Genomic DNA, 19,495 nt, shown 5'->3' with positions numbered 1-19,495 from the left:
CTGGATCTCGGGCGTCGTGGTCTACAAGCTCTTCAAGGGCCAGCGCTAGGCGCCGAGGCATCGCGATGATCGAGCTGCCCGTCGGCCTGCCCGCCGAGCTCGTGCCGCTGTCCTGGCTCCTCGGGGTCTGGGAGGGCTCGGGCGTCATCGACTACCAGGTCGGCGACGAGTCGGTCACGCGGGAGTTCGGCCAGCGCGTGAGCTTCAGCCACGACGGCCTGCCGCACCTGAACTACACCTCGTACACCTGGCTCTTCCCGGCCGAAGCGGGCGGCGACCCGGTGCCGCTCACGACCGAGACCGGCTACTGGCGGCTCGCCCGTCCCCGCGGCGAGGGCGACCCCGGCCCGGCGATGCTGCCCGCCGCCGCTGAGTCCGCGTACACCGACGCCGAGCAGGTCGAGGCGCTCCGCAACGCCGAGGGCGGCTTCGACCTCGAGGTGCCGATCGTGCATCCCGACGGCGTCACCGAGCTGTACCTCGGCCAGGTCAAGGGCCCGCGCATCGACCTCGCGACGGACGCCGTGATCCGCACGAGCGGGGCGAAGCCCTACGCGGCGGCCACGCGGCTCTACGGCTTGGTCGACGGACACCTGCTCTGGGCGTGGGACATCGCGGCGCTCGGGCAGGACCTGCGCACCCACGCCTCCGCACGACTCGCGAAGGCTGAGTGATGAGCGACCCGTTCCTCGCCCTGCCCGGCGCTGTCGTCGCCGAGGGCGTCGACGCCGGCGTGCCGGGGCACTACGGCGAGCCGATGCGCGAGCAGCGCGCCCTCGAGCGCGGCACGGCCGTCGTCGACCTCGGCGACCGTGGCATCGTCACGGTGTCCGGGCCCGACCGGCTGAGCTGGTTGCACTCCATGGCGAGTCAGGCGCTCGACCGGCTGGCGCCGGGGGGCAGCGCCGAGGCGCTCTTCCTCGACGCCAACGGGCACATCGAGCACGTCGCGCACGTCATCGACGACGGCGAGCGCAGCTGGCTCATCGTCGAGGGCGACGAGGCCGCCGCGCTCGCCGCGTTCCTCGATCGCATGCGCTTCATGCTGCGGGTCGAGGTCGCCGATGCCAGCACCGAGTTCGCCGTGCTGGGCGCGCTCTCGACCGAGGCGCTCGACGCCGCGGTCCCCGCCGCGGCCCCGGCCGGCGTCGCGCTCGACTGGCGCGATCCCTGGGCTGCCGGCAGCCCCGGCGGGCATCGCTACGCGCCCGAGGCCGGGCACCCCGGGGCATCCTGGAGCTGGGTCGAGCGCATCGTCCCGCGCACCGCGCTCGCGGATGCCGCGGCCGCCGTCGCCGCGGGCCGGATCGCCGCCGCCGGATCGCTCGCGGCCGAGGCGCTGCGCATCGCGGCCTGGCGCCCGCGCCGGGCGACCGAGGTCGACGAGAAGGCCATCCCGCACGAGCTCGACTGGCTGCGCAGCGCCGTCGACCTCGGCAAGGGCTGCTACAAGGGGCAGGAGACCGTCGCCAAGGTGCTGAACCTCGGCCGTCCGCCCCGGCGCCTCGTGCTCCTGCACCTCGACGGCAGTGACACCGTGCTGCCGGCGGCCGGTGACGAGATCGTCGCGCTCAAGGTCCGGCCGGAACCCGCCGAGGGCGAGGAGCCCGAGCGCCGGGTCGTCGGCCGCATCACCTCGAGCGCGATGCACTACGAGCTCGGCCCGATCGCCCTGGCCGTCGTGAAGCGGGCGGTGCCGGCCGCGCTCGAGCTCATCGTCGAGAGCCACGGCATCGACGTCGCGGCGGCGCAGGTCGAGATCGTGCCGGCCGACGCGCGCTCCGCGGTCGACCTGCCCCGCCTGCCGCGCCTCGGCGTCCGCCCCTAGCCGAGCCGAGCCGAGCCGGGCCGCCTGCCGGCTGCTGCGCACACGCCCGCTCAGGGCAGCGGAGCGACCGCGGCCCAGTCGACCGTGAGTTCGCCGAGGCGCCAGCGGCGCACGCCGTCCCGCACGGGCCAGCCCGCGGCGCGCAGCCGGCCGACGACGTCGATCCAGCGCTGCGATGGGCCGTAGACCGAGAGCGGCGCCGCCTGCGCCCAGGCCCGGTCGAGGTCCGCGACGAGCGCGTGCACGCGTTCGCCCGGGACGTTGCGGTGGATGAGCGCTTTCGGCAGCCGCTCCGCCACGACGGAGGGGTGCTCGAGCTCACGCAGGCGCAGGCTGATCGTGAAGCTGCGCGGGCCCTCGGCCGTGACGCCGACCCAGCTGGCGATGCGGCCGAGCTCGTCGCAGGTGCCCTCGACGAGCAGGCCGTCGGGCGCGAGCCGGGCGGTCATCCGCGCCCAGGCCGCGGCCACCTCGCGCTCCTCGTACTGGCGCAGCACGTTGAAGGCGCGGATGACGGCGGGTCGGCGCGGCCCGGTGGGTACCTCGAAGCCGCCCCGGGCGAACGCGACCGGCAGCTCCGGAGCGAAGGTGGTGCGGCCGGCTCGCACCTCGGCGAGCTGGGCGTCGGCGGTGCGCACCCGGGCGGGGTCGATCTCGAGGCCGAGCACCTCGACGTCCGGGCGGCGGCGCCGGAGCCGCGCGGCGAGCTCGAAGGCGGTGACCCCGCTCGCACCGTAGCCGAGGTCGACCACGAAGGGATCGGCGGCGCGGCGGAACGCCGACTGCTCGGCGATCCAGCGGTCCACCCGGCGCAGCCGGTTCGTGTTCGTGGTGCCGCGGGTGATCGCGCCCTCGGGTCCCGCGGAGGCGCGGCGGGCGGACGGGGAGGGCGGCATTCCTCCAGTCTCGCAGGGCTCGACCCGGTTCGTCGCGGCCCCGATCGCCGCCGCTAGGCTGGGAGCATGCCTCACACCCTCGTGCTGCTTCGCCACGGCAACAGCGAATGGAACCAGCAGAACCTCTTCACCGGTTGGGTCGATGTCCGGCTCTCCGAGCTCGGCCTCGACGAGGCCGCCCGCGCCGGCGAGCTGCTCGCCGCCGAGGGCGTGCTGCCCGACGTGCTGCACACCTCGGTGCTGAGCCGGGCCATCCAGACCGCGAACATCGCGCTCGACGTCGCCGACCGGCTGTGGATCCCCGTGCGCCGCAGCTGGCGGCTGAACGAGCGCCACTACGGCGCCCTGCAGGGCCTCGACAAGGCCGAGACGCTCGAGAAGTACGGCCCCGAGCAGTTCCAGCTCTGGCGCCGCTCCTTCGACGTGCCGCCGCCGGTGCTCGCCGACGACGCGGAGTACTCGCAGGTCGGCGACCCCCGCTACGCCGAGCTCGCCGACGACGAGCTGCCCCGCACCGAGTGCCTGAAGGATGTCATCGCCCGCATGCTGCCGTACTGGGAGCAGGACATCATCCCCGACCTCGCGGCCGGCAAGACGGTGCTCGTCACCGCGCACGGCAACTCGCTGCGGGCACTCGTGAAGCACCTCGACGGCATCAGCGACGCCGACATCGCCGAGCTCAACATCCCGACCGGCATCCCGCTCGTCTACGAGCTCGACGACGACTTCCGCCCGACCGGCCCGGGCCGCTACCTCGACCCAGAGGCGGCTGCCGCCGGCGCGGCCGCCGTCGCCGCCCAGGGCAAGAAGTAACGCAGGGCAAGAAGGAGCCCGGCGCCGGGCGGAACCGAGCGCACGACGCAGCGAGGGCCGGTGGATCATCCGATCCACCGGCCCTCGGCATCTGCGCCGGTGCGGCGCTACGGCGCGTCGGGAGCCCAGTCGCCCGTCGCGAGGTACTGCACCTTCTTCGCGATCGACACCGCGTGGTCCGCGAAGCGCTCGTGGTAGCGGCTGGCGAGCGTCGCGTCGACGGTGTCGACGGCCTCGCCCTTCCAGGTCTCGCCGAGCACCTTGTCGAACACCTGCAGGTGCAGGGCGTCGATCTCGTCGTCCTCGTTGCGGATCTGCTCGGCGAGCTCCACGTCCTCGGTCGTCAGCAGCTCGGTGAGCTTCTTCGCGATCTCGACGTCGAGCCGGCCCATCTCGGCGAAGGTCGGCCGGAGCGTCTTCGGCACGACCTTGTCGGGGAAGCGGTAGCGCGCGAGCTGCGCGATGTGCGTGGACATGTCGCCCATCCGCTCGAGCGAGGCGCTGATGCGCAGCGCGCTGACGACGATGCGCAGGTCGCGGGCGACCGGCTGCTGCCGGGCGAGGATCGTGATCGCGAGCTCGTCGAGGGCGAGCGCCGCCTGGTCGATGCCGTGGTCGTCGGCGATGACCTCCTCCGCGAGCGCCACATCGGACTCGTTGAACGCACGGGTGGCCTTGTCGATCGACTCCGCGACGAGACCGGCGATCTCGACGAGCCGGTCCTGGACCTCGCGCAGCTCCTGCTGGAACACCTCACGCATGACTGTGAATCCTCACACCTCTCTTGCCTCGGCACGGACGCGCCGATGCACCGGTTCCGACCGGCGCGGCAATCCTCCCGATCGAAGGTGAACAGCAGGTGCCGTTCTCCTGAACACTGACCAACGTACCGTCGTATTCGGCCCGATCGGCGACGGGCACCCTTCACGCATCGTTAGTGTGGGAGCCATGGACTCCACCTGGGTGGTGGTCGCAGCGCTCGCCCTCGGCCTCTTCCTCGGCGCCGCCTTCATGGTCGTGCTGCACATGGCCGAACGACGCGGGCAGAGCGCGGCGAACGTCGCGACCCCGAGCGTGCCCGAGGGCGTCGACCAGGTGCTCGAGGTGCTCGACTCGGCGGGCGTCGTGGTCGACCCGTCGAACAACGTGCTGCGGGCCTCGCCCGGCGCGCTGGCCATGGGGCTCGTGCGCGGGCAGACGCTCGCCCACCAGGATCTGCTCGACTTCGCCGGGCGCGTGCGCCGCACGGGAGACCCGATCGCCGAGGAGCTCGAGCTCGCCCGCGGCCCGTTCGGCGAGCAGACCATGCTCGTGAGCGTCAGGGTCGCCCGGCTCGGAGCCCGCTTCGTGCTCATCGTTGTCGAGGACCGTACCGAGGCGCACCGCCTCGACGAGGTGCGCCGCGACTTCATCGCGAACATCAGCCACGAGCTGAAGACCCCGATCGCCTCGGTCGGCCTCCTCGCCGAGGCCCTCGGCGAGGCCGCCGACGAACCCGCGCAGGTGCAGCGCTTCGCCGGGCGGCTCGAGGTCGAGGCGCAGCGCCTCGCCCGCATCACCGGCGAGATCATCGAGCTCTCGAAGCTCCAGGCGAAGGATGCCCTGCGGCCGGACGAGATCGTGCGGATCGACGAGGTCGTCGCCGCTGCCGTCGACCAGAACCGGGTGGTCGCGCAGGCGAAGGACATCGACGTCGCGGTGCGCGGTGCGAAGCGGGCCGAGGTCTACGGCGACCGGGCGCTCCTCGCGGTGGCCGTGCACAACCTCATCGCGAACGCGATCGCCTACTCCAACGAGGGCGGCCGGGTCGGCGTCGGCGTCTCGACGAAGAAGGGCGCCGTCGAGATCTCCGTGACGGACCAGGGCGTCGGCATGGCCGCCGACGAGCTCGACCGCGTCTTCGAACGGTTCTACCGCGTCGACCAGGCTCGCAGCCGCAACACCGGCGGCACCGGCCTCGGCCTCAGCATCGTGAAGCACACCGTGCAGAACCACGGCGGCGACGTCCGCGTCTGGTCGCAGCCCGGCCGCGGCTCGACCTTCACGATCCGGCTGCCGCTCGCCGCGGCCGTCGAGCCCCAGGACGAGGCGGGCCCGTCGCCCGCCTCGATCGATCCCGCCCCCGCATCCCGAGGAGCCGTCACGTGACTCGAATCCTGCTCGTCGAAGACGAGATCGCCCTGTCCGACCCGCTCGGCTTCCTGCTCGAGCGCGAGGGCTACGAGGTGGAGGTCGCCGCCGACGGCCGCGACGCCCTCGAGGCCTTCGATCGCGACGGCGCCGACCTCGTGCTGCTCGACCTCATGCTGCCGGGCCTGCCGGGCACCGAGGTCTGCCGCGAGCTGCGCAACCGCTCGAGCGTGCCGATCATCATGCTGACGGCGAAGGACTCGGAGATCGACATCGTCGTGGGCCTCGAGCTCGGCGCCGACGACTACGTCACGAAGCCGTACTCGACGAGGGAGCTGCTCGCCCGGGTGCGCGCCGTGCTGCGCCGCCGGGTGGATGCCGCGGACTTCGACGACGCCGTGCTCGAGGCGGGCCGGGTGCGGATGGATGTCGACCGGCACACCGTCGAGGTCGACGGGGCCGCGGTGCCGATGCCGCTGAAGGAGTTCGAGCTGCTCGAGCTGCTGATGCGCAACGCCGGTCGCGTGCTCACCCGCGGTCAGCTCATCGACCGGGTCTGGGGGTCGGACTACTTCGGCGACACGAAGACGCTCGACGTGCACATCAAGCGCATCCGCTCGAAGATCGAGGTCTCCCCGTCCGAGCCGGTGCAGCTCGTGACGGTGCGCGGCCTCGGCTACCGCTTCGAGGCCTGAGCCGGGCCGGGCGGCCGCGCCGCCGCGCGAAAGACCCCGGCTCGCCGCTTCGTGCGAAGCGGCAAGCCGGGGTCTCGTTCGCGGGCGCCTTACGGCACGAGCGAGGCGTACTCCTTGAGCGCGCCGTCGAGGACGGGGACGTTGATCTCCTGGCCCTCGGCGCCGGTGTACTGGAAGAAGATCGGCATGAGCGAGCCGGGGATCGAGTCGATGCCGTCGAGCAGCACGGGCTCCTGCACCTCGAGGCCCTCGATGTCGTCGACGCCGAACGCGACCGTGCTGCCGGCGGCGATCGTGATCGGCTCGGTGACGGTGCTGCCGTCGCCGAACTCGACGTTCAGCTCGGCGTCGTCGTCGCCGCGGTTCACGACCGTCATCACGAGGTTGCCCTGCTCGCCGTCGTCGCTCACGACGAGGACGTTGCGGAGGTCGAGGTCGCCGACGTTGACGGAGACGCCGTCGCTCGCGTCGTAGTGCTCGGTGGTCGCCTGGTAGGTGAGCATCGAGCAGCCGCTGGCGCCGATGACGATACCGAGAGCGAGAGCGGCGGATGCCGCGAGACGCGCCTTCACAGAACCTCCAAGTCCGAAGCCGTGCGCGCGGATCGGCCGTCGCGCACGCGTGGGAATCGTGTCGAGCATAGCCTACGGAAGTGCATGCCCGTGGAGGGCCGCATACCTTAGCACGATCCTCGATGTGATATCCTGAAAGTTGCCGAAAGGACTATCATTCATGCTTTTTGAGGTTGGCGAGACCGTCGTTTACCCGCACCACGGCGCTGCAACGATCACCGAGGTGAAGAAACGGATCATCAAGGGCGAAGAGAAGCTCTACCTCAAGCTGAACGTCACGCAGGGCGACCTCGTCATCGAGGTCCCCGCTGAGAACGTCGATCTGGTCGGCGTCCGCGACGTCATCGGCAAGGAGGGCCTCGACCGCGTGTTCGAGGTGCTGCGCGCGCCGTTCACCGAGGAGCCGACCAACTGGTCGCGCCGCTACAAGGCGAACCTCGAGAAGCTCGCCTCGGGCGACGTGATCAAGGTCTCCGAGGTCGTGCGCGACCTGTGGCGCCGCGATCAGGACCGCGGCCTCTCGGCCGGCGAGAAGCGCATGCTCGCGAAGGCCCGGCAGATCCTCATCTCGGAGCTCGCGCTCGCCGAGAAGACCGACGAGGAGCAGGCCTCGGTCGTGCTCGACGAGGTCCTCGCCTCCTGAGCCACGGCCGCGCTCGGCGGCGGACGCCCGCCGTCCGGCCGCCGTGCGCTGGCGGTACGCTCGGAGGGTGAGCACACCCTCCGTCGCCGTCATCGTCGTCGCCGCGGGCAGCGGCACCCGGCTCGGCCGCCCGGAGCCGAAGGCCTTCGTGCCGCTCGGCGACGGCACCCTGCTCTCGCACGCCGTCCGCGGCGTGCTCGGCATGCGCGAGCCCGTGCAGCTCGTCGTCGTGGTGCCGGCCGAGCGCGTCGACCAGACCCGGGCCGAGCTGCTCGCGAGCGCGGATGCCTCGGCCGCGCTCGTCGTCGTCGCCGGCGGCGAACTCCGGCAGGACTCCGTCGCCGCCGGGCTCGCCCAGCTCGCCCCCGAGATCGGCGTCGTGCTCGTGCACGACGCGGCACGGGCGCTCACCCCCTCGCTCCTCTTCGACGAGGTCGCCGCCGCGGTGCGCACCCGCGGCCACGGCGTCGTGCCGGGGCTTCCCGTCGTCGACACGGTCAAGCGGGTCGCCGACGGCAGCGTCGTCGAGACCGTCGATCGCGCAGAACTCGCCGCGGTGCAGACCCCGCAGGGCTTCCCGCGCGGCGCCATCGAGCGGGCCTACCGCCTCGCGGGCGGCGAGTTCACCGACGACGCCGCCCTCGCCGCGGCGGCCGGCGTGCAGGTCGACGTCGTACCCGGCGACGTGCGGGCGTTCAAGATCACGGTGCCGACCGACCTGCGCCGGGCCGAGCAGCTCGTCGCCGAGACGGCCGGCGACGCGGCCTCGGGCGACGAGGCCTCCGCCGTCCCCGCGCCGGATGCCGTCGAACCCGAGCCGTCCATCCTCCCGCCCGAGCCCGTCGTGGAGCCGCGCGTCCTCGTGCCCCGCGTCGGCACGGGCGTCGACGTGCACGCCTTCGCCGACGACGACACGCCGCTCTGGCTCGCCGGGCTCGAGTGGCCGGGGGAGCGCGGCCTCGCGGGGCACAGCGACGGCGATGCCGCGAGCCACGCGATCTGCGACGCCCTGCTCGCCGCGGCGGGGCTCGGCGACGTCGGCCGCATCTTCGGTACCGCCGACCCCGAGCTCGGCGGCGCGCACGGCGAGGTGTTCCTCCGCGAGACCGTGCGGCGGGTCCGCGAGGCGGGTTTCGTCGTCGGCAACGTGAGCGTGCAGCTCGTCGGCAACCGGCCGAAGCTCGCGCCCCGCCGCGAGGAGGCCGAGGCGCTCCTCAGCCGCTTCGTGGGCGCGCCGGTCAGCGTCTCGGCGACGACGAGCGACGGGCTCGGCTTCACCGGCCGCGGCGAGGGCATCGCCGCGATCGCAACCGCGCTGCTGCTGCCCGCCTGACGCTCCGGCCCGCCCGCCCAGGTTCCCGCGCCCGCCCGCCGGTAGGCTGGAGCGGTGACGCTCAGACTCTACGACACGAAGGCCCAGGCGCTGCGCGACTTCGTCCCCCTCCACGAGGGACGCGTCGGCATGTACGTGTGCGGCCCCACCGTGCAGTCGAGCCCGCACATCGGCCACCTGCGCAGCGCACTCGTCTACGACCAGCTGCGCCGCTGGTTCGCCTACCGCGGCTTCGACGTGACCTTCGTGCGCAACGTCACCGACATCGACGACAAGATCCTCGACGCCGCCCACCGCGAGGGCCAGGGCGGGGCGGGCGAGCCGTGGTGGGCGCTCGCGTACCGGATCGAGCTCGAGTTCACCGCGGGCTACGCCGCGCTCGGCATCCTGCCGCCGAGCTACGAGCCGCGCGCCACCGCGAGCGTGCAGCAGATGCAGCAGCTCATCGCCCGGCTCATCGAGCGCGGCCACGCCTACCCGGCCGCCGACGGCTCGGGCGACGTCTACTTCGACACCGCGAGCTGGGCCGACTACGGCTCGCTCACCCGGCAGTCGCGCGAGCACATGGAGGCCGCGGCCGACGCCGACCCCCGGGGCAAGCGCGACCCGCGCGACTTCGCGCTCTGGAAGGGGCGCAAGGCCGACGAGCCCGACTCGGCGGCCTGGGCCTCGCCGTGGGGGGAGGGCCGCCCCGGCTGGCACATCGAGTGCTCGGCGATGGCGGCGCGCTACCTCGGCCCCGAGTTCGACGTCCACGGCGGCGGGCTCGACCTGCGCTTCCCGCACCACGAGAACGAGCTCGCCCAGTCGACCGCGGCGGGCGACGGCTTCGCCCGCTACTGGGTGCACAACGGCCTCGTGAACATCGGCGGCCAGAAGATGTCGAAGTCGCTCGGCAACTCGGTCTACGCGGCCGAGCTGCTCGCGCTCGCCTCCCCACTCGCGATCCGGTACCTGCTCGGCCAGGCGCACTACCGCTCGACGCTCGACTACAGCCCGGAGTCGCTCACCGTCGCGGAGGCGGCGGTCGATCGCATCCGCACCTTCCTCGCCCGGGTGGAGCGCCGGCTCGCCGGCACCCGCTTCGCCGGGGTCGGCGCGCCCGTCGTGCCCGAGGCCTTCGCCGAGGCGATGGACGACGACCTCGGCGTGCCCCAGGCGCTCGCCGTGCTGCACGACACCGTCCGGGCGGGCAACAACGCCCTCGACGCCGAAGAGCTGCACGAGGCCGCCGTCGCGCACGGGCAGGTCGCCGCCATGGTGCAGGTGCTCGGCATCGACCCGCGCGACCCGCACTGGGCGAGCGACGACGCGGGCCCTGCGGCCACCGCGCTCGGCGTGCTCGTCGAACGCCTGCTCGACGACCGACGCGCCGCCCGCGACGCGAAGGACTGGGCGGCGGCCGATCGCATCCGCACCGAGCTCGCCGAGGCGGGCATCACCATCGAAGACAGTCAGACCTCGACCCATTGGAGCCTCTCATGAAGGGCAGCAGCGGAAAGCCGCGCGCCGGAGCCGTCCGCAAGGCCGCGCACTCGAAGCAGGTCGGCACCGGCGGACACGGGCGCAAGGCGCTCGAGGGCAAGGGCCCCACGCCGAAGGCCGAAGACCGGAGCTGGCACGTCGCCGGCAAGCGCAAGGCCGCCCAGGAGCGGTACGAAGCCGCCGGCGGCAAGGGGCGCGCCGGCCAGAAGGGCCGCTCGCAGCGCCCGGGCGCCCCGCGCGGCGCCTCGGGCGCCTCGCAGCGTTCGCGCTCGGGCGACGAGTCCGAGATCGTGACGGGCCGCAACGCGGTCGTGGAGGCGCTCCGCACCAAGGTGCCCGCCACGACCCTCTACCTCGCGCAGCGCGTCGAGATGGACGACCGGGTGCGCGAATCGCTCAAGATGGCGACGAACCGCGGCATCCCCGTGCTCGAGGTCACCCGTCCCGAGCTCGACCGCCTCGCCGGCGACGGGGGCGTGCACCAGGGCCTCGCGCTGAAGGTGCCGGCCTACGAGTACGCGCACCCGATCGAGCTGCTCGACGAGGTGCTCGCCGGCGACGAGACGCCGCTCTTCGTCGCCCTCGACGGCATCACCGACCCGCGCAACCTCGGGGCGATCATCCGCTCGACCGCCGCGTTCGGCGGCCAGGGCGTCATCGTGCCGCAGCGCCGCTCGGTCGGCGTGACCGCGGCCGCCTGGAAGACCTCGGCGGGCGCCGCGGCGCGCATCCCGGTCGCGATGGCGCCGAACCTCACCCAGACGCTCAAGGCCCTGAAGGAGCGCGGCGTCTTCGTGCTGGGCCTCGACGGCGGCGGCGACGTGTCGCTGCCCGGGCTCGAGTTCGCCGACCGCCCCGTCGTCATCGTGGTCGGCTCGGAGGGCAAGGGCCTCTCGCGGCTCGTCACCGAGACCTGCGACGCGATCGTCTCGATCCCCATCAGCGCGGCGACGGAGTCGCTCAACGCCGGCATCGCCGTCTCGGTCGCGCTCTACGAGGTCGCTCGGCTCCGCGCCGCCGAGTCGGCATAGGGTCGCGCCCCGCCGGGCGGCTGTCAAGGGGGCGGCGCCGCAGCGTCCCCCTCCGTAGCGTCGAGGCATGGAACAGGACGCATACGACCGCATCTCCGACCTTGTCCACGCCGCCGACGTGGCCATGCTCACCACGGTGGGGGAGGGCGGCGCGCTGCACGCGCGCCCGCTCGCGGCGCTGCAGGAGCGCTTCGACGGCACGCTCCGCTTCCTCGTCGAGGACCCGAGCCCGAAGCTCGAGGAGCTCCGCGAGCACCCCCGGGTGAACGTCGCGTACTCGTCGAAGCGCGGCTACCTCTCCATCGCGGGCGTCGCGCGGGTGGTCGAGGGGGAAGCGGGCGCGGTCGACGAGCTCTGGGGGCCCGCGGCCGAGGCCTGGTTCCCCGGCGGTCGGGAGGACCCCGAGCTCGTCGTGCTCGAAGTGCTGCCGGCGAGCGCGGAGTACTGGGCGCTGACCGAGCCGGGCGTCGTCGCGGCGGCCAAGGCCGTCAAGGCCTTCTTCACGAAGGAGCAGCCCGAGATCGGCGAGAACCGCGTCGTCGAGCTCTGAGACGTCATCGAGCGTTGAAGCGTCATCGAGCGCTGAGCCCCGGCGGGCGGATGGCCCGGCTCAGACGTTGAGGCGCCAGTCGCGCTCGTCGTCCGGGTCGACGGCGGCGATGGAGGCCGTGTCCGGCACGACCTCGATCGCGGCCGTGAAGGCGTCGGTTGGCGGCCCGATCACGGTCGCCTCGTCGCGGCGGTGGCGCAGCACGGTGTTGATGTAGCTCGTCACGGCTTCGGCGAGCGGGATGTCGTGGCCGGCCCGCTGCGCCATGAACCAGCGGTGCTCGAGCAGCTGGTGGAAGACCTCGGCCGGTTCGAGCTTGCCGCGCAGCTCGCTCGGGATCGCCCGCACCACCGGCTCGAACACCCGCATCAGCCACTCGTGCGCGACCATCTCCTCGTCGAGCTCCGTCTTGCCGTAGCTCGCGCGGTAGGAGTCGAGGTCGTTCAGGAGCCGGCGGGCCTGGTTCTCGCCCGTGTCGAGGCCGGTGAGGCGCAGCAGCCGGCGCTGGTGGTGCCCGGCGTCGACGACCTTCGGCTGGATCCGCACGGTCGTGCCGGACTCGTCGGTCTTGATCGCGAGCTCCTCGATGTCGAAGCCGAGGGCGTTCAGGCGCTGCACGCGCTCGTTGATGCGCCAGCGCTCGGCCGCCTCGAAGGACTCGGAGCCCGTGAGCTCGGTCCAGAGGGCGCGGTACGCGTCGACGATGCCGTTCGAGATGCGCACCGGGTCGAGCTCGTCGGCCACCCGGCCGCCGGCCTCGAGGTCGAGGAGCTCGCCGGCGATGTTCACCCGGGCGATCTCGAGGTCGTTCTCGCGCTGCCCGTTCGACAGCCCGCCCTCGTAGAGCTTTCCGGTCTCGGCGTCGACGAGGTACGCGGCGAAGGCGCCCGCGTCGCGCCGGAAGAGCGTGTTCGAGAGCGAGACGTCGCCCCAGAAGAAGCCGACGATGTGCAGGCGCACGAGCAGCACCGCGAGGGCGTCGACGAGCCGCGTCGCCGTGTCCGGCCGGAGCGTCTGCGAGAACAGCGCCCGATACGGGAGCGAGAAACGCAGATGCCGGGTGACGAGCACCGGCTTCAGCTCCTCGCCCTCGGCATCCGTGCGGTTCGTGATGACCGCGACGGGGTCGACGCAGGGGATCTCGAGCCGCTGCAGCGTGCGCAGCATCTCGTACTCGCCCTTCGCCATCTCAGCGGTGGTCTCCTTGATCGCGACGATGTGCTCGCCGAGGTGCGCGAAGCGCACGAGGTGGCGCGAGATGCCCTTCGGGAGCGCCGCGATGGTGTCGCTCGGCCAGGACTCGAGCGGGAGGTCCCACGGCAGGTCGAGCAGGGCCGGATCGGCCATCGCCGAGGTGATCGAGAGGGAGCCGCTCATGAGCCCATCCTTCCAGGTGCGTGCCGTCCCCGGCCGGTGCGGCCCGGAAACGGCGGATGCCGGTCGGGATCGCTCCCGACCGGCATCCGGTGTTCGTCGGTCGGGCTCAGCCGGCCACGACGCGCGCGCCGAGGCGCTCGCCCGACTCCGCGTCGAAGACGTGCACGTGGTGCGGGGTCGGCGTGAGGTAGACGGTGTCGCCGGCGAAGGGGTGGGCGCGGCCGTCGACGCGGGCGACGATGTCGGTTCGCTTGCCCTCGATCTCCGAGTGGCCGTACAGGTAGCCGTCGGCGCCGAGCTCCTCGACGAGGTCGACCTTCACCTCGAGGCCCTCGCCGGCGGTCGTGGACACCTGGATGTCCTCGGGGCGCACGCCGATCGTGACCTGCGAGCCGCTCGCGTGGGCGAGCACGTCGCGCTCGACCGGCACGACGGCGGTGCCGAAGCGGATGCCGCCGTCGGCGATGTCGGCCTGGAACAGGTTCATCGCGGGCGAGCCGATGAAGCCGGCGACGAAGACGTTGGCGGGCTTCTCGTAGAGGTCGCGCGGGGTGCCGACCTGCTGGAGCAGGCCGTCCTTCAGCACGGCGATGCGGTCGCCCATGGTGAGCGCCTCGGTCTGGTCGTGGGTGACGTAGACCGTGGTGACGCCGAGGCGGCGCTGCAGCGAGGCGATCTGGGTGCGCGTCTGCACGCGGAGCTTGGCGTCGAGGTTCGACAGCGGCTCGTCCATGAGGAAGACCTGCGGCTGGCGCACGATCGCGCGGCCCATGGCGACGCGCTGGCGCTGGCCGCCCGAGAGCGCCTTCGGCTTGCGGCTGAGGTAGGGCTCGAGGTCGAGGAGCTTGGCGGCTTCGAGGACGCGCGCGGCGCGCTCCTCCTTGCCGACGCCGGCGATCTTGAGCGCGAAGCCCATGTTCTCGGCGACGGTCATGTGCGGGTAGAGCGCGTAGTTCTGGAAGACCATGGCGATGTCGCGGTCCTTCGGCGGCACGTCGGTGACGTTGCGGTCGCCGATGAAGATGTTGCCGTCGTTGACCTCTTCGAGGCCGGCGAGCATGCGCAGCGAGGTGGACTTTCCGCAGCCGGACGGGCCGACGAGGACGAGGAACTCGCCGTCGGCGATCTCGAGGTCGAGCTTGTCGACGGCCGGGCGGGTGCCGCCCGGGTACAGGCGGGTGGCCTGGTCGAACGTGACAGATGCCATGATGGTTCTCCTTCACCGGCAGGTACGTGCCGGACGATCCGTAGTGATGGAAACGCGTCGACGATGACGCCCGCTCAGTATCGCACACGGTGGAGGGGGTGCCGACCCGGCCCCCGAGCGGGGGAGTCCCGGCGGGCTCCGTGCGCGTCCAGCCGCCGTTTGGGTGATTCCCAGGCACCGTTCCTACTATCGTGGGTGCGTTCGCATGCAGACGTGCGCCCCCACAGCGACCCGGAGTGACCATCGATGAGCAACGGCGGATCGAATCAGCCTCGCCCCAGCAAGAATGACCGCCGAGAGGCGGCGCGTGAGAAGGCCCGGGCCCTCCGCGAGGAGCAGAAGAAGCGGGAACGCCGCAACAAGGTCCTGCTCCAGGGCGGCATCATCGTGGCCGTCGTCGCGATCGCGGCGCTCATCGGCGGGCTGATCTTCAGCAGCATGAAGCCGGCTGGTCCCGGTCCGCGCAACATGGCGAGCGACGGCATCGTGTTCACGGGCACCGACGGCGCGGTGACCCCGAGCGAGACGCCCGCGACCCCGGCCGGCGGCAAGCCCACGCCGACGAAGCAGGACGACTCGGGCGAGGTCGCGAACATCGTGACGTACATCGACTACCTGTGCCCCTACTGCGGCCAGTTCGAGCAGACGAACCGTGACGCCATCAAGACGATGGTCGAGCAGGGCGCCGCGACGCTCGAGGTGCACCCCATCGCGATCCTCACGAACCGTTCGGCGGGCACCCAGTACTCCCTCCGCGCCGCCAACGCGGCCGCGTGCGTCGCCGACCTGTCGCCCGAGAACTTCCTCGACTTCAACGACGCCCTCTTCGACAACCAGCCCGCCGAGGGCTCGACCGGTCTCAGCAACGACGACATCAAGAAGCTGGCGAAGCAGGCCGGCGTCGGCTCGCTGTCGAAGGTCGAGAAGTGCATCGACGACGTCCAGTTCAAGAGCTGGGTGCAGGACGCGACGAACCGCGCCCTGAGCGGCCCGCTGCCGAACACGACCGAGGTCGAGTCCGTGAAGGGCACCCCGACGGTGCTCGTGAACGGCAAGCAGTACACCGGCTCGCTCTCGGAGCCGACCGAGTTCCAGGCCTTCGTCACCCAGGCGGCGAGCCAGAGCTTCACGAACTCGACGCCGAGCCCGAGCGAGACGCCCACCCCGACGCCCGCCCAGTAGCGTTCGCGTCGAGGCATCCGCCTTCGAACGGCCCGTCCCCGCACCGCGCGGGGCGGGCCGTTCGGCGTCTGCGCCCGGCGCGGCCGTCCGGCGGTGCCCGCCGCTAGGATGGGCGTGGCCACTCGCCCGCCGGCTTGGCGCAATTGGTAGCGCACCGTACTTGTAATACGGGGGTTGCAGGTTCAAGTCCTGTAGCCGGCACTTGACCTCCATCGACCGTTCCCAGTCAGCGGGCGCCGGCTCCTCGGCCGGCCCCGCCGAGCACCAGCACCTCGAGCGCGGTCAGCTGCCCGTGGTGCTCGCACTCGTCATCGCCGTCGCCGCGGGCGGGCTCACCGCCGTGCAGTCGCGCATCAACGGCGAGTTCGCCCGCGTGGTCGGCGACCCGTACACGGCCGCCGCCATCTCGTTCGGCAGCGGGCTCGTGATCCTCTCGCTCGCGCTGTGCGTGTGGAAGCCGGGCCGCGTCGGCCTCGGCCGGGTGCGCGCGGCGCTCGCGGACCGTCGGCTCGCCTGGTGGATGCTCCTCGGCGGGCTCGCCGGAGCATGGTTCGTCACGACGCAGGGGCTCTCCGCCGCGACGCTCGGGGTGGCGCTGTTCACCGTGGCGATCGTCGCCGGGCAGACCGTCGGCGGCATCCTGTTCGACCTCATCGGGCTGGGCCCGGGCGGCCGTCGACGGCTGACGCCGACCCGGGTGCTCGGCGCCCTCCTCGCGCTCGGCGCGATCGCCTGGGCCGTCTCGGCGCAGCTCGCGCACGACGTGCCGCTCCTGCTCATGCTGCTGCCGTTCACGGCCGGCGTCGGTGTCGGCTGGCAGCAGGCCGTGAACGGGCGGGTCAAGCAGGCCGCGGGGAGCGCGCTGACGGCCACCTTCGGCAACTTCCTGGGCGGCACGATCGCGCTCGTCGTCGCGGCCGTCGTGCATGGCGCGATCGCGGGGTTCCCGGCGCTGCCCGGCACCTGGTGGCTCTACGTCGGCGGGGCGCTCGGCTGCGTCTTCATCGGGGCGCAGGCGGCCGTCGTCCGCACGATCGGCGTGCTCCTGCTCGCCCTGTGCGGAGTGGCGGGGCAGCTCGCCGCAGCCCTCGCGCTCGACCTGCTGCTGCCCACGGCCGAGCGTCCGCTGGAGTTCGCCACCGTCGGCGGCACCGTGCTCGCCCTCGTCGCCGTGATCGTCGCGAGCGTCCGCTGGTCGCGGCACGCGCACGCGGCGAAGAGCGGCGGCGCGTAACGGCTCAGCCGCGCGATTCGAAGCGCTCCGCGACGTCGGGATCACGCCGTTCGGGCCGGGGCTCCTCCGGGCGACCGCCGACGTAGAGCCAACCGAGCAGGAGCTCGCCCTCGGCGAGCCCGTGGAACTCGGCCACGGCCGCATCGCGCGTGTAGGGCCCGGAGCGCCACATGACGCCCCAGCCGGCCTCATCGAGCAGCAGGCTGAGCACGTGGGCGACGCCGGACGCGACCGCCTCCTGCTCCCAGGCGTGCACCTTGAAGTGCGGGCGGGTTGTCGCGACGACCGCGACGAGCAGCGGTGCGCGCAGCGGTTTCGCGGCGACCTTCTCGGGGTCGGCGCCCCGGGCGGATGCCGCCTCGCCGAGTGCCCGGCCGAGCCCTGCGCGGGCGTCGCCGCGGAGGGCGATCACCCGCCAGGGCGCGAGGGAGCCGTGGTCGGCCACCCGCCCGGCGGCCGCGAGCAGCTCGAGCAGCTCGGCGTCGTCGGGCGCGCGCTCGGTCACCTTGGGGGAGGAGCGGCGCCGGAGCGCCGCCTCCCTCGCCGAGGCCACGCTCAGGATTCCGGCGTGAAGTCGAGCGCGATCGAGTTCATGCAGTAGCGATCCCCGGTCGGGGTGCCGAAGCCGTCGGGGAAGACGTGCCCCAGGTGGGAGCCGCAGCTCGCGCAGCGCACCTCGGTGCGCACCATGCCGAGGCTCGTGTCCTCGATCAGCTCGACCGCCTCCGGCCGGACGGACTCGTAGAAGCTCGGCCATCCGCAGCCGGAGTCGAACTTCGTGCCGCTCTTGAACAGCTCGGCGCCGCACGCGGCGCACTGGTAGACCCCGGCGCGGTGCTCGTCGAGCAGCTCGCCCGTCCACGGACGCTCGGTCGCCGCCTCGCGCAGCACGGAGTACTGCTCGGGGTCGAGCTCCTGGCGCCACTGCTCGTCGCTCTTGTCGACCCGATAGCTCATTCTCGGAATCCTCTCGATTCGTTCCGCGCCGGGCGGATCCGCGAGCCGGGGTGGCTCGCGCGATCGCCGCCAGCTCCATCGTGGCAGGCTCGGCGCGCCGGGCAAACCCGGCATCGTCATACAACGTGCGCGGGTGCGGTGCTGTTCCCGGCGCCCCGAGGGCCGCTGGATGCCGAACACACGCCGTGCGCGCGGCCTCCTCTCGGCGGCCCGAGCCTAGGATGTGCTTCGAGGCGCGCACCGCGCGGCGAGAGCTGGAGGCGAGACGATGGGCGCAAGCGGCACGACGGGCGCGGACGCCGCGCTCGACGACCGCTCCGTGCGCATCCTCGCCTTCGAGGCGCGGTCCTGGCCCGACGCCGACGCCAAGAGCGAGGCCATCCGCCACGAGCTCGGGCTGAGCGGCGCCAGGTACTACCGGCTCCTCAGCGGGATCATCGAGCAGCCCGCCGCGCTGCGACACGATCCGCTCCTCGTGAACCGCCTCCTGCGCCTGCGCGACGCCCGCGTCGCCGCACGGGCGCTCCGGACTCCCACGCCCGGCCGGCCGCTCGACTGAGCGCGGCCCCGACGATCGAACTGGACCCATGGCGCAGAACTTTCCCCGCGACCGATTCGACAGCCTGCCGAACGGCATCGACCGCGTCGGCGCCCACCGTGCTCCCGAGCGGCGCGGCCGCGGATGGCTCGCCTTCGGCATCGCCGCACTGGTGACCCTGGTCCTCGTCGCGGCGGGGATCATCGGCCTCATGATCTTCAACGGCCGCCTCGACTTCGCCGAGCCCTCGACGCCGCCCCAGTCGGATCAGCCGGTCGAGACCGCCGCGCCGACCGTCGCCCCCGATGTGCCGGTGCTCGTGCTGAACGGCACGGACACGAGCGGGCTCGCCGCGACGGCCTCCGAGGCGCTGCAGGCCGCCGGTGTGCCCGTGTCCTCGGCGGCGAACGCGAGCGAGGACACCATCGAGACGACGATCGTCTACTACGCGAGCGAGGAGCTCGAGGGCGCGGCGCGCGGCGTGCTCGGCGCGCTCGGAGTCGGCGACGTCGGGCTCGATCCCTCCATCGCGGAGACCGGCGGCACGATTACCGTCGTCCTCGGCGCGGACTACGCGGCGGCGAACGCCGGCTGACCTGGCGGACGCCGGCTGCCGGGTCCCGGCTGAAGCGGAGAATCGTTGCCATTCTGCGACCTTTCCCGCCATTCAGGCTCTTGCGCGCGCCCGCCGGCTCTGTGAGCATGCTGAGCCGACGCGCAACTCTGCCGTCGTTCGAGTGCGAATCTGGGAGTGAGCATGGCGAACGGAACCGTCAAGTGGTTCAACGCTGAGAAGGGGTACGGCTTCATCACGGTCGATGGAGGTGGGCAGGACGTCTTCGTCCACTACTCCGCGATCGACATGAGCGGGTACAAGGTGCTCGAGGAGGGCCAGCAGGTCGCCTTCGAGCTCGGCACCGGATCGAAGGGCCCGCAGGCCGAATCGGTGCGCGCCGTCTGAGTCGCGACCGTTCCAGAACGCGCTCCCGGTCGGCGGGGGCGCGTTCTGTCGTGTCCGCCCGGC

Annotated in this window: 22 protein-coding genes and 1 tRNA gene; 16 read left to right on the top strand and 7 right to left on the bottom strand. The window is 72.6% G+C overall.

Going from position 1 to position 19,495, the window contains the following annotated elements; translation table 11 throughout:
• Nucleotides 1–65: 65 nt before the first annotated feature.
• Together ACFWE1_RS04030 and ACFWE1_RS04025 are read left to right on the top strand one after the other, a co-directional pair.
• Nucleotides 66–674: an FABP family protein gene (locus tag ACFWE1_RS04030; protein ID WP_376932236.1), complete on the top strand. Its 609-nt coding sequence runs from the start codon at nucleotides 66–68 to the stop codon at nucleotides 672–674.
• Nucleotides 674–1,828, top strand: a complete 1,155-nt coding sequence (locus ACFWE1_RS04025) for a YgfZ/GcvT domain-containing protein (RefSeq protein WP_376932235.1) — start codon at nucleotides 674–676, stop codon at nucleotides 1,826–1,828. The genes ACFWE1_RS04030 and ACFWE1_RS04025 overlap by 1 nt, the downstream gene beginning before the upstream one ends.
• A gap of 50 nt (nucleotides 1,829–1,878) precedes the next feature.
• Here ACFWE1_RS04025 and ACFWE1_RS04020 read toward each other — a convergent pair whose 3' ends face one another.
• Nucleotides 1,879–2,724, bottom strand: a complete 846-nt coding sequence (locus tag ACFWE1_RS04020) for a class I SAM-dependent methyltransferase (protein WP_376932234.1) — start codon at nucleotides 2,722–2,724, stop codon at nucleotides 1,879–1,881.
• A 66-nt stretch (nucleotides 2,725–2,790) separates the two neighbouring features.
• Here ACFWE1_RS04020 and ACFWE1_RS04015 point away from each other — a divergent pair, with 66 nt between their 5' ends.
• Entirely contained in the window at nucleotides 2,791–3,537 is a 747-nt protein-coding gene (locus ACFWE1_RS04015; RefSeq protein ID WP_376932233.1) for a phosphoglyceromutase, read from the top strand.
• Between the two features lie 107 nt (nucleotides 3,538–3,644).
• On the opposite strand, the gene phoU is transcribed toward ACFWE1_RS04015, so the two are convergent.
• The gene (gene phoU, locus ACFWE1_RS04010; RefSeq protein WP_376932232.1) at nucleotides 3,645–4,298 is read right to left on the bottom strand and encodes a phosphate signaling complex protein PhoU; all 654 of its coding nucleotides are present in this window, start codon (nucleotides 4,296–4,298) and stop codon (nucleotides 3,645–3,647) included.
• A 187-nt stretch (nucleotides 4,299–4,485) separates the two neighbouring features.
• Between phoU and ACFWE1_RS04005 the strand changes: the two genes are divergently transcribed.
• Nucleotides 4,486–5,685 (top strand): sensor histidine kinase, encoded by a 1,200-nt coding sequence (locus ACFWE1_RS04005; protein WP_376932231.1) that lies wholly within the window; start codon nucleotides 4,486–4,488, stop codon nucleotides 5,683–5,685.
• Nucleotides 5,682–6,362: a response regulator gene (locus ACFWE1_RS04000; RefSeq protein ID WP_376932230.1), complete on the top strand. Its 681-nt coding sequence runs from the start codon at nucleotides 5,682–5,684 to the stop codon at nucleotides 6,360–6,362. Before ACFWE1_RS04005 ends, ACFWE1_RS04000 begins: the two co-directional genes overlap by 4 nt.
• A gap of 89 nt (nucleotides 6,363–6,451) precedes the next feature.
• Here ACFWE1_RS04000 and ACFWE1_RS03995 read toward each other — a convergent pair whose 3' ends face one another.
• Nucleotides 6,452–6,934 carry a hypothetical protein gene (locus tag ACFWE1_RS03995; protein ID WP_376932229.1) on the bottom strand — a complete coding sequence of 161 codons (483 nt, stop codon included), beginning with the start codon at nucleotides 6,932–6,934 and terminating at the stop codon, nucleotides 6,452–6,454.
• A 160-nt stretch (nucleotides 6,935–7,094) separates the two neighbouring features.
• On the opposite strand from ACFWE1_RS03995, the gene ACFWE1_RS03990 reads away from it, so the two are divergent.
• From ACFWE1_RS03990 to ACFWE1_RS03970, 5 genes are all read left to right on the top strand, one after another.
• Nucleotides 7,095–7,577, top strand: a complete 483-nt coding sequence (locus tag ACFWE1_RS03990) for a CarD family transcriptional regulator (protein WP_189083844.1) — start codon at nucleotides 7,095–7,097, stop codon at nucleotides 7,575–7,577.
• Between the two features lie 67 nt (nucleotides 7,578–7,644).
• Nucleotides 7,645–8,910, top strand: coding sequence for a 2-C-methyl-D-erythritol 4-phosphate cytidylyltransferase (ispD, locus tag ACFWE1_RS03985; protein WP_376932228.1), 1,266 nt, complete (start codon nucleotides 7,645–7,647; stop codon nucleotides 8,908–8,910).
• 54 nt (nucleotides 8,911–8,964) lie between these two features.
• Nucleotides 8,965–10,395, top strand: a complete 1,431-nt coding sequence (gene cysS / locus ACFWE1_RS03980; protein ID WP_376932227.1) for a cysteine--tRNA ligase — start codon at nucleotides 8,965–8,967, stop codon at nucleotides 10,393–10,395.
• On the top strand, nucleotides 10,392–11,426 hold the full coding sequence (gene rlmB, locus ACFWE1_RS03975) for a 23S rRNA (guanosine(2251)-2'-O)-methyltransferase RlmB (RefSeq protein ID WP_376932226.1): 1,035 nt from the start codon (nucleotides 10,392–10,394) through the stop codon (nucleotides 11,424–11,426). The genes cysS and rlmB overlap by 4 nt, the downstream gene beginning before the upstream one ends.
• Nucleotides 11,427–11,493: 67 nt before the next feature.
• On the top strand, nucleotides 11,494–11,976 hold the full coding sequence (locus ACFWE1_RS03970) for a pyridoxamine 5'-phosphate oxidase family protein (RefSeq protein WP_376932225.1): 483 nt from the start codon (nucleotides 11,494–11,496) through the stop codon (nucleotides 11,974–11,976).
• 60 nt (nucleotides 11,977–12,036) lie between these two features.
• Here the strand turns inward: ACFWE1_RS03970 and ACFWE1_RS03965 are convergent, their stop codons facing one another.
• On the bottom strand, nucleotides 12,037–13,353 hold the full coding sequence (locus tag ACFWE1_RS03965) for a DUF4032 domain-containing protein (RefSeq protein ID WP_376932224.1): 1,317 nt from the start codon (nucleotides 13,351–13,353) through the stop codon (nucleotides 12,037–12,039).
• A gap of 106 nt (nucleotides 13,354–13,459) precedes the next feature.
• A complete protein-coding gene (locus ACFWE1_RS03960; RefSeq protein ID WP_376932223.1) occupies nucleotides 13,460–14,560 on the bottom strand; it encodes an ABC transporter ATP-binding protein in 1,101 nt (366 codons plus the stop codon).
• Nucleotides 14,561–14,806: 246 nt separating this feature from the next.
• Between ACFWE1_RS03960 and ACFWE1_RS03955 the strand changes: the two genes are divergently transcribed.
• From ACFWE1_RS03955 to ACFWE1_RS03945, 3 genes are all read left to right on the top strand, one after another.
• Complete coding sequence (locus tag ACFWE1_RS03955; protein ID WP_376932222.1) at nucleotides 14,807–15,742, top strand: DsbA family protein; 936 nt, start codon at nucleotides 14,807–14,809, stop codon at nucleotides 15,740–15,742.
• A gap of 128 nt (nucleotides 15,743–15,870) precedes the next feature.
• Nucleotides 15,871–15,943 (top strand) — tRNA-Thr (locus ACFWE1_RS03950).
• A gap of 1 nt (nucleotide 15,944) precedes the next feature.
• Nucleotides 15,945–16,976 carry a DMT family transporter gene (locus tag ACFWE1_RS03945; RefSeq protein WP_376932221.1) on the top strand — a complete coding sequence of 344 codons (1,032 nt, stop codon included), beginning with the start codon at nucleotides 15,945–15,947 and terminating at the stop codon, nucleotides 16,974–16,976.
• 4 nt (nucleotides 16,977–16,980) lie between these two features.
• On the opposite strand, the gene ACFWE1_RS03940 is transcribed toward ACFWE1_RS03945, so the two are convergent.
• Together ACFWE1_RS03940 and msrB are read right to left on the bottom strand one after the other, a co-directional pair.
• Nucleotides 16,981–17,529 carry a nitroreductase family protein gene (locus ACFWE1_RS03940; protein ID WP_376932220.1) on the bottom strand — a complete coding sequence of 183 codons (549 nt, stop codon included), beginning with the start codon at nucleotides 17,527–17,529 and terminating at the stop codon, nucleotides 16,981–16,983.
• Nucleotides 17,530–17,531: 2 nt separating this feature from the next.
• Nucleotides 17,532–17,933 (bottom strand): peptide-methionine (R)-S-oxide reductase MsrB, encoded by a 402-nt coding sequence (gene msrB, locus ACFWE1_RS03935; protein ID WP_376932219.1) that lies wholly within the window; start codon nucleotides 17,931–17,933, stop codon nucleotides 17,532–17,534.
• 268 nt (nucleotides 17,934–18,201) lie between these two features.
• Here msrB and ACFWE1_RS03930 point away from each other — a divergent pair, with 268 nt between their 5' ends.
• The 3 genes from ACFWE1_RS03930 to ACFWE1_RS03920 all read left to right on the top strand — a co-directional run bounded on the left by ACFWE1_RS03930 (nucleotide 18,202) and on the right by ACFWE1_RS03920 (nucleotide 19,432).
• Nucleotides 18,202–18,492, top strand: coding sequence for a DUF3263 domain-containing protein (locus tag ACFWE1_RS03930; RefSeq protein WP_376932218.1), 291 nt, complete (start codon nucleotides 18,202–18,204; stop codon nucleotides 18,490–18,492).
• Between the two features lie 28 nt (nucleotides 18,493–18,520).
• Nucleotides 18,521–19,066 (top strand): LytR C-terminal domain-containing protein, encoded by a 546-nt coding sequence (locus ACFWE1_RS03925; RefSeq protein WP_376932217.1) that lies wholly within the window; start codon nucleotides 18,521–18,523, stop codon nucleotides 19,064–19,066.
• A 162-nt stretch (nucleotides 19,067–19,228) separates the two neighbouring features.
• On the top strand, nucleotides 19,229–19,432 hold the full coding sequence (locus tag ACFWE1_RS03920; protein ID WP_243567617.1) for a cold-shock protein: 204 nt from the start codon (nucleotides 19,229–19,231) through the stop codon (nucleotides 19,430–19,432).
• Nucleotides 19,433–19,495 lie beyond the last annotated feature (63 nt).

The sequence above is a fragment of the Agromyces sp. NPDC060279 genome, assembly GCF_042726785.1.
Classification (GTDB): Bacteria; Actinomycetota; Actinomycetes; order Actinomycetales; family Microbacteriaceae; genus Agromyces.
The sequence above is the reverse complement of the archived record's forward strand: the minus strand, read 5'-3'. Positions and strand labels throughout refer to the sequence as shown.

Bases quoted from the DNA above. Each gene is read 5' to 3' on its own strand.
- ACFWE1_RS03920 (WP_243567617.1), top strand. From the start codon at position 19,229: ATGGCGAACGGAACCGTCAAGTGGTTCAACGCTGAGAAGGGGTACGGC.
- ACFWE1_RS03990 (WP_189083844.1), top strand. From the start codon at position 7,095: ATGCTTTTTGAGGTTGGCGAGACCGTCGTTTACCCGCACCACGGCGCT.
- ACFWE1_RS04005 (WP_376932231.1), top strand. From the start codon at position 4,486: ATGGACTCCACCTGGGTGGTGGTCGCAGCGCTCGCCCTCGGCCTCTTC.
- ACFWE1_RS03970 (WP_376932225.1), top strand. From the start codon at position 11,494: ATGGAACAGGACGCATACGACCGCATCTCCGACCTTGTCCACGCCGCC.
- ACFWE1_RS04025 (WP_376932235.1), top strand. From the start codon at position 674: ATGAGCGACCCGTTCCTCGCCCTGCCCGGCGCTGTCGTCGCCGAGGGC.
- ACFWE1_RS03960 (WP_376932223.1), bottom strand. From the start codon at position 14,560: ATGGCATCTGTCACGTTCGACCAGGCCACCCGCCTGTACCCGGGCGGC.
- ACFWE1_RS03955 (WP_376932222.1), top strand. From the start codon at position 14,807: ATGAGCAACGGCGGATCGAATCAGCCTCGCCCCAGCAAGAATGACCGC.
- rlmB (WP_376932226.1), top strand. From the start codon at position 10,392: ATGAAGGGCAGCAGCGGAAAGCCGCGCGCCGGAGCCGTCCGCAAGGCC.
- ACFWE1_RS04030 (WP_376932236.1), top strand. From the start codon at position 66: ATGATCGAGCTGCCCGTCGGCCTGCCCGCCGAGCTCGTGCCGCTGTCC.
- ACFWE1_RS03965 (WP_376932224.1), bottom strand. From the start codon at position 13,353: ATGAGCGGCTCCCTCTCGATCACCTCGGCGATGGCCGATCCGGCCCTG.
- ACFWE1_RS03925 (WP_376932217.1), top strand. From the start codon at position 18,521: ATGGCGCAGAACTTTCCCCGCGACCGATTCGACAGCCTGCCGAACGGC.
- ACFWE1_RS04015 (WP_376932233.1), top strand. From the start codon at position 2,791: ATGCCTCACACCCTCGTGCTGCTTCGCCACGGCAACAGCGAATGGAAC.
- msrB (WP_376932219.1), bottom strand. From the start codon at position 17,933: ATGAGCTATCGGGTCGACAAGAGCGACGAGCAGTGGCGCCAGGAGCTC.
- ACFWE1_RS04020 (WP_376932234.1), bottom strand. From the start codon at position 2,724: ATGCCGCCCTCCCCGTCCGCCCGCCGCGCCTCCGCGGGACCCGAGGGC.
- ACFWE1_RS03930 (WP_376932218.1), top strand. From the start codon at position 18,202: ATGGGCGCAAGCGGCACGACGGGCGCGGACGCCGCGCTCGACGACCGC.
- phoU (WP_376932232.1), bottom strand. From the start codon at position 4,298: ATGCGTGAGGTGTTCCAGCAGGAGCTGCGCGAGGTCCAGGACCGGCTC.